This is a genomic window from Paraburkholderia acidipaludis NBRC 101816, from assembly GCF_000684975.1.
Lineage (GTDB): Bacteria > Pseudomonadota > Gammaproteobacteria > Burkholderiales > Burkholderiaceae > Paraburkholderia > Paraburkholderia acidipaludis.
This window is the reverse complement of record NZ_BAXZ01000020.1, coordinates 85257-100436: the sequence shown is the minus strand read 5'-3', so window position 1 is coordinate 100436 and position 15180 is coordinate 85257. Positions and strand designations below refer to the sequence as shown.

Annotated in this window: 13 protein-coding genes; 7 read left to right on the top strand and 6 right to left on the bottom strand. The window is 64.8% G+C overall.

Features of this window, described 5'->3' with window-relative positions; all coding sequences use genetic code 11:
* Nucleotides 1–85 precede the first annotated feature (85 nt).
* The 7 genes from BAC01S_RS21730 to BAC01S_RS32175 all read left to right on the top strand — a co-directional run bounded on the left by BAC01S_RS21730 (nt 86) and on the right by BAC01S_RS32175 (nt 6591).
* Nucleotides 86–967, top strand: a complete 882-nt coding sequence (locus BAC01S_RS21730; RefSeq protein ID WP_027796652.1) for a LysR family transcriptional regulator — start codon at nt 86–88, stop codon at nt 965–967.
* 7 nt (nt 968–974) lie between these two features.
* On the top strand, nt 975–1883 hold the full coding sequence (locus BAC01S_RS21725) for a LysR family transcriptional regulator (protein ID WP_027796651.1): 909 nt from the start codon (nt 975–977) through the stop codon (nt 1881–1883).
* Between the two features lie 122 nt (nt 1884–2005).
* Nucleotides 2006–2995, top strand: coding sequence for a zinc-dependent alcohol dehydrogenase family protein (locus BAC01S_RS21720; RefSeq protein WP_027796650.1), 990 nt, complete (start codon nt 2006–2008; stop codon nt 2993–2995).
* A gap of 20 nt (nt 2996–3015) precedes the next feature.
* Nucleotides 3016–4116: an alkene reductase gene (locus BAC01S_RS21715; protein WP_027796649.1), complete on the top strand. Its 1101-nt coding sequence runs from the start codon at nt 3016–3018 to the stop codon at nt 4114–4116.
* Between the two features lie 88 nt (nt 4117–4204).
* Nucleotides 4205–4963: an SDR family oxidoreductase gene (locus BAC01S_RS21710; protein ID WP_027796648.1), complete on the top strand. Its 759-nt coding sequence runs from the start codon at nt 4205–4207 to the stop codon at nt 4961–4963.
* A gap of 101 nt (nt 4964–5064) precedes the next feature.
* Nucleotides 5065–5466 (top strand): nuclear transport factor 2 family protein, encoded by a 402-nt coding sequence (locus BAC01S_RS21705; RefSeq protein ID WP_027796647.1) that lies wholly within the window; start codon nt 5065–5067, stop codon nt 5464–5466.
* Nucleotides 5467–5811: 345 nt separating this feature from the next.
* Entirely contained in the window at nt 5812–6591 is a 780-nt protein-coding gene (locus BAC01S_RS32175; protein WP_043203164.1) for an alpha/beta fold hydrolase, read from the top strand.
* A gap of 212 nt (nt 6592–6803) precedes the next feature.
* Here BAC01S_RS32175 and BAC01S_RS21695 read toward each other — a convergent pair whose 3' ends face one another.
* The 6 genes from BAC01S_RS21695 to BAC01S_RS21670 form a co-directional block, all read right to left on the bottom strand.
* Nucleotides 6804–7754, bottom strand: a complete 951-nt coding sequence (locus tag BAC01S_RS21695) for a hydroxymethylglutaryl-CoA lyase (protein WP_027796646.1) — start codon at nt 7752–7754, stop codon at nt 6804–6806.
* Nucleotides 7755–7808: 54 nt separating this feature from the next.
* Nucleotides 7809–9182, bottom strand: a complete 1374-nt coding sequence (locus BAC01S_RS21690; protein WP_027796645.1) for an MFS transporter — start codon at nt 9180–9182, stop codon at nt 7809–7811.
* 87 nt (nt 9183–9269) lie between these two features.
* Nucleotides 9270–10085 (bottom strand): enoyl-CoA hydratase-related protein, encoded by an 816-nt coding sequence (locus BAC01S_RS21685; RefSeq protein WP_027796644.1) that lies wholly within the window; start codon nt 10083–10085, stop codon nt 9270–9272.
* Nucleotides 10082–11233: a CaiB/BaiF CoA transferase family protein gene (locus BAC01S_RS21680; protein WP_043203197.1), complete on the bottom strand. Its 1152-nt coding sequence runs from the start codon at nt 11231–11233 to the stop codon at nt 10082–10084. Before BAC01S_RS21680 ends, BAC01S_RS21685 begins: the two co-directional genes overlap by 4 nt.
* Before the next feature lie 14 nt (nt 11234–11247).
* Nucleotides 11248–13002, bottom strand: coding sequence for a hydantoinase B/oxoprolinase family protein (locus BAC01S_RS21675; protein ID WP_027796642.1), 1755 nt, complete (start codon nt 13000–13002; stop codon nt 11248–11250).
* A 3-nt stretch (nt 13003–13005) separates the two neighbouring features.
* Nucleotides 13006–15051, bottom strand: a complete 2046-nt coding sequence (locus BAC01S_RS21670; RefSeq protein ID WP_027796641.1) for a hydantoinase/oxoprolinase family protein — start codon at nt 15049–15051, stop codon at nt 13006–13008.
* Nucleotides 15052–15180: the final 129 nt, after the last annotated feature.

Below are 15180 nucleotides of genomic sequence, written 5' to 3'. Positions count from 1 at the left end.
TAGTCGGCACTTGCCTGGCCGAAAAAGACTTTGTAAGCTGGTCGCCATACCTGACAGGCATGGCTTGGCGTAAAGGACTCCACGCATGGAACTGCGTCACCTGCGTTATTTCGTTGCCGTGGCGGAAGAGGGCAGCCTGACCGTCGCGGCGGAGCGTCGGCTCTATACGTCCCAGCCGTCGTTGAGCCGGCAAATCCGGGACCTCGAATACGAAGTGGGGGCGCAACTGTTCGTGCGCAGCGCACGCGGCATCGAGCTGACCGATGCCGGCAAGGTATTTCTCGACCATGCGCGCCTGGCACTGGCTCAGGTCGATGCAGCGTGCGAAGCGGCGCGGCGGGCGGCGCGGCCGTCGAAGCCGACGTTTGCGGTTGGCTTCCTGAGCGGCCAGGAAGTGACCTGGCTTGCCGAGGCGACGCGGGTTCTGGCGGCCGATCTGCAGACCCTCGAGATGACGGTGTCGAGCGAACACTCCCCGGATCTGGCCGAGGGACTGTCGACGGGGCGGCTGGACGTCGCGTTCATGCGTGCCGAAGCCAACCGGCCCGACCTCGAGTACGTGACTGTTGCACGCGAGCCTTTCGTCGTGCTGATGCCGAGCGATCATCGCCTTGCGGCCTTCAATGAGATCGACGTGCACGAACTGGCGAGTGAGCGGTTCATCGGCGGCTCGGACGTGGCCGGCCCCATGCGCCGCGCGATCGAAAACTATCTGGCGGCGAACGATCTGGCCATCGAGCCGGCGCATCGCGTCCACAACCTGACGATGGCGATGTCGCTGATCGCCTCGACGCGAGGTGTTGCCCTCTTGCCTGCCTACGCCGAGAAGCTGCTGCCCTGGTCGGTGACGAGCCGGCCGCTCAAGGGCGAACCACCGACGATCGAACTGGTGGTCGGCTATAACCGCAGCAATCGCTCACCCATTGTCGAGCTATTCCTCTCGCGTATTGATCAGATCAAAAAGTGATCGCCTTATGAACGACATTCTTTCGCTCAAGCTCTACACCCGCGTGGCGCGTCTCGGCAGTTTTTCCGCCGCAGCCCGCGAGGTCGGTCTGTCTCAACCGCAGGTTTCCCGCCTGATTGCGGACATGGAAAGCGAGCTTGGCGTGCGCCTGTTGTCGCGCACGACGCGCGCGGTGGTGCCCACCGAAGCGGGCGCCGATTTTCTGGCGCGCGTCGAACCGATCTTGGTCGCGCTCGAAGAGGCCGAACACAGCGTGCGCGAAGGGACCGATTTGCGCGGGATTCTCCGCATGAGCATGCCTACCAGCGTGGGCATTCGCGAAGTCATTCCGCGCCTGCAGCCGTTCGCCGAAAAGCACCCGGAGCTGCGCATCGAGTTGACACTGGGCGATCAACGCCAGGATCTCATTCGCGACGCCGTCGACGTCGCGATCCGGCTCGGACGACTCGTCGATTCGACCGCCACGGCGAGGCGCATCACAAATATCCGTCGCGTCGTCGTTGCCGCGCCGGCCTATCTCGAACGGCGCGGTACGCCGCTTGTGCCTGCCGATCTATCGGTGCATCGCATCGTTGGAGGGCCAGCCTCCGCTGTACCGACTGCCTGGAAATTCGCGAAAGAAGGGCAGGAAATCACGATGGATCTGGAGGCGCACCTGTGGACGGACGAGAACGAAGGCGCCGTCGCCGCGGCGGCGGCAGGCTTCGGCATTACCTCGACGAGCGAATGGGCGTGTCGCCGTGAACTGGAGGAAGGCACGCTGGTTCGCGTGCTGGAGGACTGGCAAACCGCGGACATTCCCGTGCATGCTTACTTTCCATTGGGCCGCGCCACCCGCGCGGCCGGACGCGCGGTGATCGAGCATCTCGTGAACTCGTTTCAGTCAGACGACGCGGCCATTCCCATGCAAGAGTGATTTGTCGGTAAGCCCGTTTATGTATCGCGCGTATAACAGATAGCGAAAAGCGACGGCTACTGCCTGGCCGGCTAGACCTTTATCGTTCCCCCATCGCACTTCGTTCGACAAGGGGAATGAAAATGAGCCGCGCGGTCCGTATCCATGACTTCGGTGATGCCGATGTCCTTCGCATCGAAGATGTCACGGTAGGTCAACCAGGCGAGGGCGAAGTCCGCCTGAAAATTCATGCGATTGGCCTCAATCGCACGGAAATCACACTCCGCTCCGGGCGCTCGCCCGTCAAACCCGCCTTGCCCACGGGCCTCGGCTTCGAAGCGGCGGGCATCATCGACGCCGTCGGACCGGACGTCACCGGCTTCGCGGCAGGCGATCGCGTCGCACTGGTGCCTGCCTACGGCGCGGCGCAGTATGCGCTCTACGGCGAAGTCGCACTCGCTCCCGCGGCTTCGTTGGTAGCTATTCCTGAGCATATCGGCTTCGTGGAGGCCGCGGCGACATGGGCCGCCTTCGGTACCGCATGGAGCGGACTGGTTGCCGCTGGACAACTGGCGCACGGCCAGCACGTCCTCATTCCAGCCGCATCAAGCAGCGTTGGTCTGGCTGCCATCCAGATCTCCCGATATCTCGGCGCATACCCGATCGCGGTCACGCGTCGCGCCGACAAGGTCTCTGCGCTCACTCAGCACGGCGCGGAGACGGTCATCGTTCGCGAAGAACAGGATCTCCTCGCCGCTGTTCAGCGGGTCACAAATGGCCGTGGCATTGATCTCGTGTTCGATCCGGTTGGCGGCCCCGGATTCGCACAGCTTGTACAAGCCACGGCAAACGGCGGAACGCTGGTTCTGTATGGCGCGCTGTCCGGTGCGCCGGCGACGGTACCCCCATTCGACGTGTTCGCCCGCGACATCACGATCCGGGGTATCTCGTTGCCCGCGCATGCACGCAACGACGTGCAACTGTCGGCGATGAAGCAGTTCGTCGAGCAGGGCATGGCGAGCGGTGCGCTGTATCCCGTCATTGCACGAACGTTTTCGTTTGACGACATTGCCCACGCGCACCGCGCCGTAGAAGCGGGTGAGCACGTCGGCAAGATCGTCGTGACCCTCTGAACCCTGGAATGGATGCCATCATGAATACTTCGCTTTTTACTCCAGTGCGGCTCGGGCAGCTCGAACTGCCGAACCGGATCGCGATGGCGCCTCTGACGCGCATGCGCGCCCATCCGCACACGCACGCCCCGACGGTGCTTCAGGCCGACTACTACGCGCAGCGCGCGTCGGCCGGACTCATTGTGGCCGAGGCCACAGCGATCAGCCCGGACGGCTTCGGTTGGGCCAACACGCCAGGACTCTGGAGCCGGGAACAGATCAACGGCTGGCGCCGCGTCACCGACGCCGTGCATGACGCTGGTGGCCGGATCATTGCGCAACTCTGGCATACCGGCGCAATTTCGCACCCCGAGTTGCTCGATGGCGCCTTGCCCTTGTCGGCCTCCAACGTGAACGTTCAGCACGAATCTGTCACGCCAGGCGGACGCAAGCCAACGGTCGCACCACGTCCAATGGCGCTCGATGAGATTTTCCGAACGGTGGATGACTATGCCCGCGCAGCACGCAACGCAATTGAGGCCGGTTTCGACGGTGTGCAGATTCTTGCCAATTACCTCTATCTGATCGCTCAGTTCCTTAACCGTGCGACGAACCATCGGACGGACTCATACGGTGGCGGCATCGAGAATCGCGCGCGTTTTCTGTTCGAAGTGGTTGAGGCGGTGCTGGAGGAACTCGATCCATCCCTGGTAGGCGTCAAGATCAGCCCTATGCATGAAGGCGGCCCGTTCGCCGCCAATGACGAAACGTTACCGATGACCGAGTACGCGATTCGCGAACTGGATGGTTACGGCCTTTCGCATCTGCTACTGATGGGCAATACCACCGACTTCACGGGCACGCCTCTTGAGCCGCTCGCCGGCGACGGCATGTTCCGCCATTTCCGCCCGCTGTTTCGCGGCACCCTGATTGCCAACGTGGACATGGATGCCGATCGCGCCAACCGGCTGATCGAGGCTGGACTTGCCGACATGGTGGCGTTTGGCCGTCCGTTCATTGCCAACCCCGATCTGGTCGAGCGTCTGGCGACCGGTGCCCCGCTCGAGGCCGTGGATTGGACAACTGTCTACGCCACCGGACCGCACGGCTACACCGACTATCCGACGCTCGAACGCGTCTGATCCAACTTTCAGTCCGACCGTCCCGCGGCCTGATTTCACAGCCCGGCGCTTGCTGGGCGCGGGACACCTCTTTCAGGAGATTGCAATCATGAAACTCAACGGAAACACCATTTTCATCACGGGCGGTGGCTCAGGCATTGGCCGCGCGCTTGCCGAAGCACTTCATCAGCGCGGCAACAAGGTCGTTATCGGCGGCCGTCGGCGCGCCCAGCTCGATGAGGTCATTACGGCCAACCCGGGCATGGAGGCGGTCGAAATCGACATGACCGATCCGGTGAGCATCGACCGGGTAGCGCAGCACCTGATCGCCACGTACCCGGCGCTCAACGTTCTGATCAACAACGCGGGGGGCATGCTGCCGGACGACGCGGCCGGTCGCATCGACGATGCGCTCCTGCTCTCGACCGTCACGACCAATTTCATTGGCCCGGTACGTCTGAGTTCGGCGCTTGTCGAACATCTCAAGTCGCGCGACGACGCCGTCATCGCCTATACCAGCTCGGTACTGGCCTTCGTTCCGCTCGCGCTCACCGCGGTCTACTCGGCGACCAAGGCGGCCGTGCACTCGTACGTGCTGTCGCAGCGGTTCATGCTGCGCGACCACAACGTGCGTGTGCTGGAAATCGCACCGCCGTGGGTACGGACCGACCTGATGAACAGCCGTGAAGCTGAGCAGGCGATGCCGCTCGACGCATTCATCAGCGAAACCCTTGCGGTACTCGGCTCGGATGCGGACGAAGTGCTGGTCGACGGCGCGAAACTCTTCCGCGCCAATCCGGGTGCCGGCGAGCATGACCTCGTCAATGGTTTCAACGCCCAGATGGTGCCTGTTCTGAGCCAACGCTGATTCACGCTGGTGGATGAGGCCCCGCGAGAACAACGGACCTCATCCATCTTCAGCGTATCCGACGCTTGATTACCGTCTCATCCGCTATTCAGGACACTCTCATGACCACGACCACCCCCGCACAGAACAAGGCACTGCTCCTCGAAGCCTTCGAAACGCTGTTCAACCGGCGCGACTACGCCGCCGCCGAACGCTTCTGGTCGGATTCCTATATCCAGCACAGCGCGCACATTGCGCCCGGACGCGAAGGACTGTTCGACCTGATCCGTACCTTGCCCGACACCTTGCGCTACGAGAACCAGCTCGTGGTGGCCGAGGGCGACTACGTGATCGCGCACGGCAGGTTTTCCGGGAACGGAAGGCCAACTGCGTGGATTGCCGCCGATATCGTCCGCTTCGAAGACGGCAGGCTGGCAGAACACTGGGACGTGCTGCAGGACGAGGCCAGCGCGGCGCAGTCGGTGAGCGGCCTGCCCATGTTCGGCGAACGTTTTCCGTCGTAACCAACCGCGTGGGAGACAGCGGGCTAACCTGCTGGCTCAGTCAACAATTGCCCCAGTCCAGCGACTCTGCTGCGGAGAAGTCCGACGCGAGGGCGCAGTTGTACGTGCAAGAGTGTATGCTGGTGCCGCCGTCCGGCGAGCACATCAAAGAACGAGGCGAACGTCGGCACCGAAGCAATAGTGCGCGTCGCACCAGAGCGGGTGCATCATTGCAGTCTTCAAGAGACGCGCTGACAACTGGCGTTTTCTTGTCACGAAGTCCGGCACGACGGCGAAGGATTGGTGGCGGTCGTTCGAAGCGCCAGCGATGGATCCACTGTCAGGGTTGCCGATGGAGGCACTCGCATGCATCAAGCAACATCAACCGTATCGGCTGGCGGCCAGGCGGGGCACCAGCGGGGATATACGTTCGTTCTGGTCCATGGCGCCTGGCACGGCGGCTGGTGCTGGCGGTTCGTGACGGAGCGCCTGGTTGCACGAGGGCACCGCGCCTTCGCGCCGACGCTCACCGGGCTCGGCGAGCGACGCCACCTGCTGGAGGCGGTAACGTCGCTCGACGTATCGATTGCCGACATCGAATGCCTTTTCGAGGCCGAAGAACTGGAAGACGTGGTGCTGGTCGGGCATAGCTTCGGCGGCCTCGTGGCCTCCGGTGTCGCAGACCGGCGGCGCGAATCCATTCGTGCTCTGGTGTGTCTTGACAGCCTGCTGGTCGAAAGCGGCGAATCGGCTATGGACGTGTTGCCGGGCAGCGTCGTCGCCGAACGCCTCGCGGCGGTCGAGGGAAGCGGGCAAAGGCTTGGAATGCCGGTGAACGGTCTTGCCGGTACCGGCATTCCCGACGACCATCCGCTCGCCGCGTGGGTGCGCCGCCGTTTGACGCCGCATCCGCTCGCCACGTATCAGTCGCGGCTCACGTTGCGCCATGCGTTGGGCAACGGTCTGCCGCGCACCTATGTGCATTGCGCGAACCCATCGTACGACACGCTCGCGCTGGTACGCGAACGGATTCGCGCCAGCGACGGCTGGGGCTGGGAAACGCTCGACACGGGACACGATGCGATGGTGCTGGCCCCCGACCTGCTCGTCGATCTGCTCGAACGGCTGGCTGGCCGGGCCGCTTGAGCGGCGTCAGCGGCCCCGGCAGAGCTCTCGAAGTACGATATGGCCGACTTCCGTCGCCGCGCGGGCCAGCAGCGCGGCGGGCATCACCATGACCATTGACGTGCCCGACAGGTGAAGGATGGCGTGACGACGGGAAAGACGCCACGATAGCGCGAGGTGACGGCAGGTCGATTCATGTCATCCGGTGAATGACGGCCAACCTGGGTGAAGCCTCATGCCGTCACGGCTTGCGAAGGTACGAAAGTTTTCGGCAAACCGGCCCGTGCAATCGCGCCGGTGAATGGCTCGCCCGGCAGCCACGCGGCGATCGTTTCCCGGATCGCCAGCAGCCGGCCGATGTCGATGCCGGTATCGAACCCTTCGGATTCGAGCAGGAATACGGTGTCTTCGCTATTGATGTTGCCCGTCGCATTAGGCGCAAACGGACAGCCGCCAAGACCGCCGAGCGACGCGTCGAAGCGGCGCACGCCGGCATCGAGCGCGGCGATCACGTTGGCAAGACCCAGCCCGCGCGTATCGTGGAAGTGGCACGCCACCGGCACTGTGCCGGCCAGCGCGCAAACCTTGCGCATCAGCGCACGCACCTGTCCAGGATTCGCGTAGCCGACCGTATCCGCGATCGTGATCTCGTCGGCACCGGCTTCGAGCAACGTATCGACGAGACCGAGCACGGTGGCTTCGTCCACCTTGCCGGCGATCGTGCAGCCAAAAGCGGTCGCGACACCCGCGCCGAGCACGACGTCGCGCACCCCGGGCAGCGGGCTGGCATCGCGCTCCGCGACGATCCGCGCGAAATCGTCAACCGATTCCGTGGTGCTGCGCCGCACGTTTTTCAGATTGTGTTCGTTGCTCGCCGAGAGCACGTAGTGCACCTTGCGCAGACCGACGTCGAAGGCACGTTGCGCACCCTTCATATTCGGCACCAGCGCGGCCGCATGCAGGCCGTCGATGGCAAGCGCGCCTGTCGCGACCTCGACCGCATCCGCGAACTGCGGCACGACTTTCGGCGGCACGAACGAGGTGACTTCGATCTCGGTCACGCCGGCATCCACCATGCGCGCGCACCAATCCAGCTTGCGGGCGGTGCTGAGGATCGTGCCGACCATCTGCAGCCCATCGCGCAGGCCGACTTCCCGAACCTGCGCCGTTTCCCTGTTATCCATGGTCCTTTGCTCCTTAAAGGCGGGTTTGCGTGACGTCACGCTGCATGGCGTTCTTCACGGCGTCGCATCGGCCACCGGCTGCCCACCCTCGGGCTGGCTGTCGTCCGCCTGACGATGCGCTTCGGTGGCCGCCGAGGTCTGCGGCGCGAAGACGATCGCCGCGACAGCGCCGAGCGTCATCAGCACGGCGATGGCGGCGAGGCCGCCGGACATGCTGTGCGTCAGCGTCTTGATCGAGCCGATGATCATCGGGCTGAAGAAGCCGCCGAGCAGTCCGATGCAGTTAACGATCGCCACGCCGCCGGCCGCGCCGCTGCCGCGGATGTAATCGGTGGAGATGGCCCAGATCAGCGGATTGGGCGCGAGAATGCCGGCTGTCGCGATCGACAACGCTACCAGCGACAGCGCCAGATTGCCGCCGGTAAAGCCCGCCGCCACGAGGCCGGCGGCGCCGAACAGCATTGCAATGGCGCAATGCCAGCGGCGCTCCATCGTGCGGTCGGAATTGCGATTGAGCATCACGAGTGCGACCCAGCTCACGAAGTACGGGATCGCCGAGTAGCACCCGACATACAACGGGCTGTTGACGCCCGATTCCTTGATCAATGTCGGCAGCCAGAAGCCGATTGCGAACACGCCCGCGATCTGCGTGAACCAGACAAAGCCCATCACGTACACGCGAAAGTCGACGAGCGCGCGGCCGAAGGTGTGTTCCGCATGCGTGGCGCTGACGCTCGAACTGCGCTGCAGATCGTTCAGCACTACCGCCTTTTCGCTGTCGTTCAGCCACGCCGCCTGCTGCGGACCGTCATCCAGATAGAAGAACGCGACGATGCCGAGCACGCTCGCGGGCAGCCCCTGCGCAATGAACATCCATTGCCAGCCGTGCAGTCCGAACGAACCATTGGCATACGTCATCAACGCGCCGGACAGCGGACCGCCGAACAGCCCCGCAATGCCGGTCGCGCACGTAAAGAGTGCGATGACCTTGGCGCGCCGCTCGACGGGGTACCAGCGCGTCAGATAGAAGATCACCCCCGGGTACAGGCCGGCTTCCGCGAGTCCGAGCAGGAATCGCACCGCGTAGAGGTGAGCCGGCAGCTTCACGAAGGCGGTCGCCGCGGCGACGATGCCCCACAGGATCATGATCCGCGAGAACGTGCGCTTCACGCCGATGCGCGCGAGCAATAGATTGCTCGGCACTTCCATCAGCACGTAGCCGAGGAAGAAGATGCCGGCGCCGATGCTGTAGGTGAGATCGTTGAAGCCGACATCGTGCTTCATGTCGAGCTGCGCGATGCCGATGTTGATCCGGTCGAGAAACGCGAAGACATAGCACAGGAACAGAAACGGGATCAGACGTCGGGTAATCTTGCCGTAGGTCTGGTCCCCGTGAGCGTGTTGCGAACTGCCGGTCGTGGGTGTCATGCCTGTCTCCTCCGGGTATGCCGGTGGTCAAGCCGGCAGGTTCGTGCCTGCCGGTCCTGTGCTGCGCGGATTGCGAAGACCGCCGCGCTAACGGCCCTTGAATACCGGTTGACGCTTTTCGTTATACGCGCTGATTCCTTCCAGCCGGTCGGCGGTCGGGATCAGGCGGTTATATGCTTCGATTTCCACGTAGAGCCCTGTACGCAGATCGCCCTGCATGCCGAGGTCGATCGCTTTCTTCGCCTGGCTGACCGACAACGGCGCGCTGTTGCAGATGTCGCGTGCCGCCTCGATCGCATCGGCGAGCACTCGTCCCGGTTCGCACAGCCGGTTGACGACGCCCCACGCGAGCGCTTCCTCGGCGCTGAAGCGGGCGCCGCGGAAAATCAATTCCTTGGCGCGGCGCACGCCGATCGTGCGGGGCAACTGCTGGGTGCCGCCGCCGCCTGGCATGATGCCGCGCTTCACCTCGGTAAAGCCGAATACCGCCTGCTTCGACGCATACGCGAAATCGCAGGCCAGCAGCAATTCGAGTCCGCCCGCGACGGCCGAGCCGTTGGCTGCGCAAATCAGCGGGACCGGGCAGAAGGTGAGCGCGCGATTCATCCGCTCGAACAGGTAGTGCTGCTCGCCGAACTGCTCGTCGGTCATGCCTTCGCGCTGCTTGAGATCGGCGCCGCCGCAGAAAGCGCGCTGGCCCGCGCCGGTGAGAATCACGCAGCGATAGGCGGACGGCTCCGCTTCGAGCGAGCCGAACACACGGATCAGTTCGTGGCCGGTGGTCGTGCTGATCGCATTCGAGACGTCGGGTCGATTCAGCGTGACGACGAGAATCTGTCCATCGATCTCTTCTAGCTGCAGTGTGGTGAGCGGGGCAGAATCCAGACAGGTTGCGAGCTTCAAGATGTCTCCAGAGGGGCTTTCGTCAGCAGATGATTGTGTTCGCCGAGCTTCGGCGTGCGCCCGGTGCGTACCGGCCGCACGCCGCCGAACGACACCGGCAGGCCGACGAAGCTGGCGGCGTGGTCTTCCGTCGTGCGCAGGATGTCGAGCGCCTGAGTTTGCGGGTGCGCGACCACCTGATCGATGGTCTGAATCGGTCCGCATGGGATGCCGGCCCGATCCAGCGCGGCGAGCCAGCTTGCGCTGTCGCGTTGTCCGAACGCATCCTGCAGCCGTTCGATCAGCGCGGCGCGATTCGCCACGCGCGCGCCGTTGGTCGCGAAGCGGGGGTCGTCCGCAAGCGCGCGCAATTCGAGGACCTCGCACAGGCGCCGGAACAGCCGGTCGTTGCCGGCGGCCACCATGATCGTGCTGTCCGCGCAGGCGAACGCCTGATGCGGCACGATCGCGGCGGTGCCCGAGCCCCAGCGGCCGGGCAGCTCGCCGGACGCGAGATAGTCGGCGATCTGCATGCCGGCCCAACTTAGCGCGGTTTCGTAGAGCGACACGGACACGGTTTCGCCGACGCCGGTCGCCTGCCGCCTGAACAGCGCGGCCAGTACACCGATCGCAGCCCACAGCCCGGTACCCATGTCGTTCACCGAGACCGGAATGCGGCTCAGCGGCTCGCCTGGGCCGCCGAGGAAGCTCATCAGTCCGGCCAGCGCCTGGGCGAGCGGATCGTAGCCCGGCTTGTCCCGCCACGGGCCGCTGATACCGAATGCGCCGAGATTGCAGTACACGAGCGACGGCTTGAGCTCGCGCATGCGTTGCGCGCCGAGTCCGTATTTATCGACGCCGCCGGCCTTCAGATTCTGCAGCACGACGTCGGCACGGCGCTCGATCAGATCGCGCAGCAGCGCAGCTTCCTCAGGATTCGACAGCGACATCGCAATACTCGACTTGCCGTGATTGACTGCATGGAACAGCGCAGCAGCGCCGTCGATGAAGGGTGGTCCCCAGTCGCGCGCATAGTCGCCGCCGCCGGTGCTCTCGATCTTGATCACCTCGGCGCCGAGCGATCCCAGGATCATGCCGGCATAGGGCGCCGCCAGACTGTGGCCGATCTCGACGACGCACACGCCATCGAGCGGTAGAGGGTTCGTCATCGGTTCGTTTCCGTTCATTCGGCTGCCAGCGCGATAGCAGCATCGGCGAGCGCTTCGTGCCCGGGGACCTCGTGCGCGCCGTGACCGTACAGGCGTCGCGCGGCATCCTCGCTGACGTAGCCGTCGACGATGTCCGCCGCCACCCGCTCCGGCTCGCGCTCGCGCGGATCGCCGTAGCCGCCGCTGCCGGCCGGCTGCACGACGACCCGGTCGCCGCGATACACGACGGTCTGGCCGCCCTTGGCGGCGACGCTCTGCTCGCTGCCGTCCGCACGGCGCACGCTGCACAGAAAGCGTGAGCCCGGCAGTCCGCCCAACTGGCCTTCGGGCGCCGAACGGCCACGTTCGCCCGATACGGTGAAGGTCGCTTCGTCATATTCGATGCGGTACACGCGGCGAGAAGTCAGACCGCCCCGTCGCCGTCCTGCGCCGCCGCTGTCGGTGACGAGCGACCACTCTTCGACGAGCAACGGCGAGGTCCGCTCGATCATTTCGATCGACTGGCTGCCGGCGTTGCCGACATAGACACGGATGCCGCTCACGCCGTCCTTTTCGGCCCGCGCGCCCATCCCGCCCGCGTGCACGTCGTGCATCGTCACGAACTCTTGCCCGGTCGCCTCGACACGTCGCGCATCGGTGTCGCGGCCGCTGAAGATACCGGCGCACGACGCGCAATTGCTTTGCCCGGTGATGCGCTCGGGTACTGCGGGGGCGAGTGCCTTCAGCAGCAGGTCGATTACGCGCGGCGAGGTCTCGGTGTTGCCGGACACGACCGAAGCCGGATAGCGGCAGTTGAGCACGCTGCCTTCGGGCGCGATGATCGTCACGGGCCGATAGCAGCCCTGATTGATCGGGATGCCCGGATCGGTCAGCGCTTTCACTGTGAACCACGTGCTGTTGCAGGTGACGGACAACGGGCAGTTGATGCCGCCGCGCACCTGCGCACCGGTGCCGGTGTAATCGAAGGTGATGTGGTCGCCCTCGACGGTGATCTTCACCTTCAGCAGCGGCCGCTCCTGCTTCCAGCCCGGTGCCTCGATCGGATCGAGATACTCTTCGGCCTCGTAGATGCCGTCCGGAATGCGGGCGATTTCCGCGCGGATCAGCTTCTCCGAATGATCGAGGCTCTGGCGCATCACGGCGCGCAGCGCCTGCGCGCCGTGCTTCGCGACCAGATCCGCGATGCGCCGGTCGCCGACGAACGTGCCGGCATACTGCGCCTGGATGTCGAGCCGCAGCTCGTGCGCGTTGCGGCTGTTGCGTGTCAGCAGCTCGAGCATGTCGCGCACTGGCTCGTCGTTGCGATAGAGCAGCACCGGCGGGATGCGGATGCCTTCCGCGAACACGTCCCAGGTGGTGACGGTATAGCTGCCCGGCGACTGCCCGCCGATGTCGGTCCAGTGGCCGCGCGTCATCACGAAGGCGACAATCCGGCCGTCGACGAACACCGGCCGCGTGAACTGCACGTCGGGTTGGTGATTACCGCCGCCCACGTAAGCGTCGTTGCTGACGATCACGTCGCCGGGGCGCAGGTTCTCGCGGCCGACTGCCTCGACCGAGACGCGCGTCGAGATGACCGCGGAGCCGAGCATGGTCGGGATGTCGTTGCCCTGTGCGATGAGCTGCATGTCGGCATCGAAGATCGCGGCCGACGAGTCGCCGCTGGCATGCATCAATGGGCTGCCCGCGGTGCGCATCATGGCGATCTTCATTTCCCGCGCGATCGCGAAGAGACTGCTGCGAATGATTTCGTAGGTAACGATGTCCATAACTCAGGCCGCCAGTTCGATGACGAGGTTCAGGTCGGAGTCGACGCGCGCGATGTGCGAATCCTTGAGCACCGCGCAGCTGCTGTGCTCTTCGATCACGGCCGGCCCTTCGATCGCTGCGCCGACCGGAATGGCGGTGCGGGCGAAGACCGGCAACGTGCGCATGCTGCCGTCGATATACACGGTGCGCGTATGGGAAGATTTCGGCGTATCGAGAGCGTCGGTGCCGGCGACGCCGCCGCGCCAGCCGGTCGTCGCTATCAGCTGGAGACGCACGTTGGCGACGATGATCGGCTTGTCCTCGCTGATGAAATTCCATTGCCGGCGGTGCGCCGCCTCGAAGGCCGTGGCGAGTGCCGCGCGGCAACCGTCGCGTGCGTCCTGCACCTCGATCGTGATCACGTCGGGCTGCCCCGCGTAGCGGCAGTCTGCGAGACGCACGACCTTGACGTTGCCCAGTTCGGCACCATGACGCCGCAGCTCGTCGTTGCCCTGTTCCAGCAGGTCGTCCAGCGCCTGCGCAAGGGTTGCGTCGTCGATGTTCGCGAGATCGGTTTCGAGCGGACTCTGGTAGTCGTACTGCTGATCCGCGACCGTCATGCCGAACGCGCTGAACAGTCCCGGCAGCGGCGGAATCACGACGCGGCGGATGCCCATTTCCTGCGCGAGATCGACCGCGTGCACGGGCCCCGCGCCGCCATAGCAGATATAGGAGAACTCGCGCGGGTCGTAGCCGCGCTCGACGGTCATGATGCGGATCGCCTGCGCCATGAGCGCATTCGCGACCGAACGCACCACCTGGGCCGCATCGGGCACGGAGAGGCCGAGCGGCTTCGCGATCGATTCCTCGACGACCCGCCATGCGGCCTTGGCATCGAGACGGAATTCGCCGCCGAGGAAGTTGTCGGGGTCGATATAGCCGAGCACAAGATTGCAGTCGGTGACCGTCGGTCGCGTGCCGCCCCGGCCATAGCACGCGGGTCCTGGGTCCGCACCCGCGCTTTCCGGCCCGATGCGCACGCCGCCGCCTGCATCGATCCAGACGATCGAGCCGCCGCCCGCGCCCACGGAGTCGATATCGATGCTCGGCGAGCGCACCGTATAGGTGTGCAGCACGCTCTTGTTGCGCAACTCCGGCCGGAATTCGCGGATCAGCGACACATCGAAGGTCGTGCCGCCCATGTCACCAAGAATCGCATTGCGCAACTGGCTCTTCTCGCAGTTGCGGATCGCCGCGCTCACGCCGCCGGCGGGACCGGATTCGAGCAGTACGATCGGCCGGGCCGCCACCATCTCGGGGCTGGCCAGACCGCCATTGGACTGCATGAACAGGAACTTGCCCGCAAAGCCGCGTTGCCCCAGCGCTTTCACGAGGCGGCCGATATAGCGGCCGCACACCGGGCCCAGCATCGCGTTGATCACGGTGGAACTGGCGCGCTCGTACTCCATCGCTTCCGGGTTGACTTCGTGCGATGCGCAAATGAAGCGATCCGGCAGCAGCCGGCGCAATGCGTCGGCGACCTCGCGCTCGTGTTGCGGATTCACGTGCGAGTGCAACAGGCACACCGCCACGGCTTCGACGTCGGAGTCGCGAATCTGCGCGGCGAGGCGCGCGATTTCCGCCTGCTCGGGCGCAGTCGCGGCCACGCCGTCATGACGCATGCGCTCGGTTATCTCGAGCCGCCAGCGGCGCTCGACGAGCGGTCGCGGATTGTCGAACAGCAGATCGTAGAGGTCGGCGCGGTCATGGCGCGAGACGCGCCGCAGTTCCAGGATGTCGCGAAAGCCGCGCGTGGTGACGAGCGCCGTCTTCGCGCCCGTGCCTTCGACAACCATGTTGGTCGCCATCGTCGTGCCGTGGCCGAGAAAGCCCACGTCCTCGGCGTGCGCACCGGATAGCTGGATGATGCGGCTGAAGCCTTCGATCGTTCCGGTTACGCGGTCCTGTGGGGTGGTCGGCACTTTGGTCGACCAGATGCGGCCGGTTTCGTCATCCACCATCACGACGTCGGTGAACGTGCCGCCGACGTCGATACCGATTCTTTTCAATTAGCCTGTCTCCATGTTCGGAATGTCAGCGCATGTCATACGCGTTGGATACGCCGGGCGAACATTCGCGCCCGGCTACCGATGTGCCGCGACGGACACGATCACGCGGTTTTGGCTATGATCGACGCG

Excerpts from the sequence above, each read along its gene's own strand:
- BAC01S_RS21730 (WP_027796652.1), top strand. The coding sequence starts at position 86 with ATGGAACTGCGTCACCTGCGTTATTTCGTTGCCGTGGCGGAAGAGGGC.
- BAC01S_RS21725 (WP_027796651.1), top strand. The coding sequence starts at position 975 with ATGAACGACATTCTTTCGCTCAAGCTCTACACCCGCGTGGCGCGTCTC.
- BAC01S_RS21720 (WP_027796650.1), top strand. The coding sequence starts at position 2,006 with ATGAGCCGCGCGGTCCGTATCCATGACTTCGGTGATGCCGATGTCCTT.
- BAC01S_RS21715 (WP_027796649.1), top strand. The coding sequence starts at position 3,016 with ATGAATACTTCGCTTTTTACTCCAGTGCGGCTCGGGCAGCTCGAACTG.
- BAC01S_RS21710 (WP_027796648.1), top strand. The coding sequence starts at position 4,205 with ATGAAACTCAACGGAAACACCATTTTCATCACGGGCGGTGGCTCAGGC.
- BAC01S_RS21705 (WP_027796647.1), top strand. The coding sequence starts at position 5,065 with ATGACCACGACCACCCCCGCACAGAACAAGGCACTGCTCCTCGAAGCC.
- BAC01S_RS32175 (WP_043203164.1), top strand. The coding sequence starts at position 5,812 with ATGCATCAAGCAACATCAACCGTATCGGCTGGCGGCCAGGCGGGGCAC.
- BAC01S_RS21695 (WP_027796646.1), bottom strand. The coding sequence starts at position 7,754 with ATGGATAACAGGGAAACGGCGCAGGTTCGGGAAGTCGGCCTGCGCGAT.
- BAC01S_RS21690 (WP_027796645.1), bottom strand. The coding sequence starts at position 9,182 with ATGACACCCACGACCGGCAGTTCGCAACACGCTCACGGGGACCAGACC.
- BAC01S_RS21680 (WP_043203197.1), bottom strand. The coding sequence starts at position 11,233 with ATGACGAACCCTCTACCGCTCGATGGCGTGTGCGTCGTCGAGATCGGC.
- BAC01S_RS21675 (WP_027796642.1), bottom strand. The coding sequence starts at position 13,002 with ATGGACATCGTTACCTACGAAATCATTCGCAGCAGTCTCTTCGCGATC.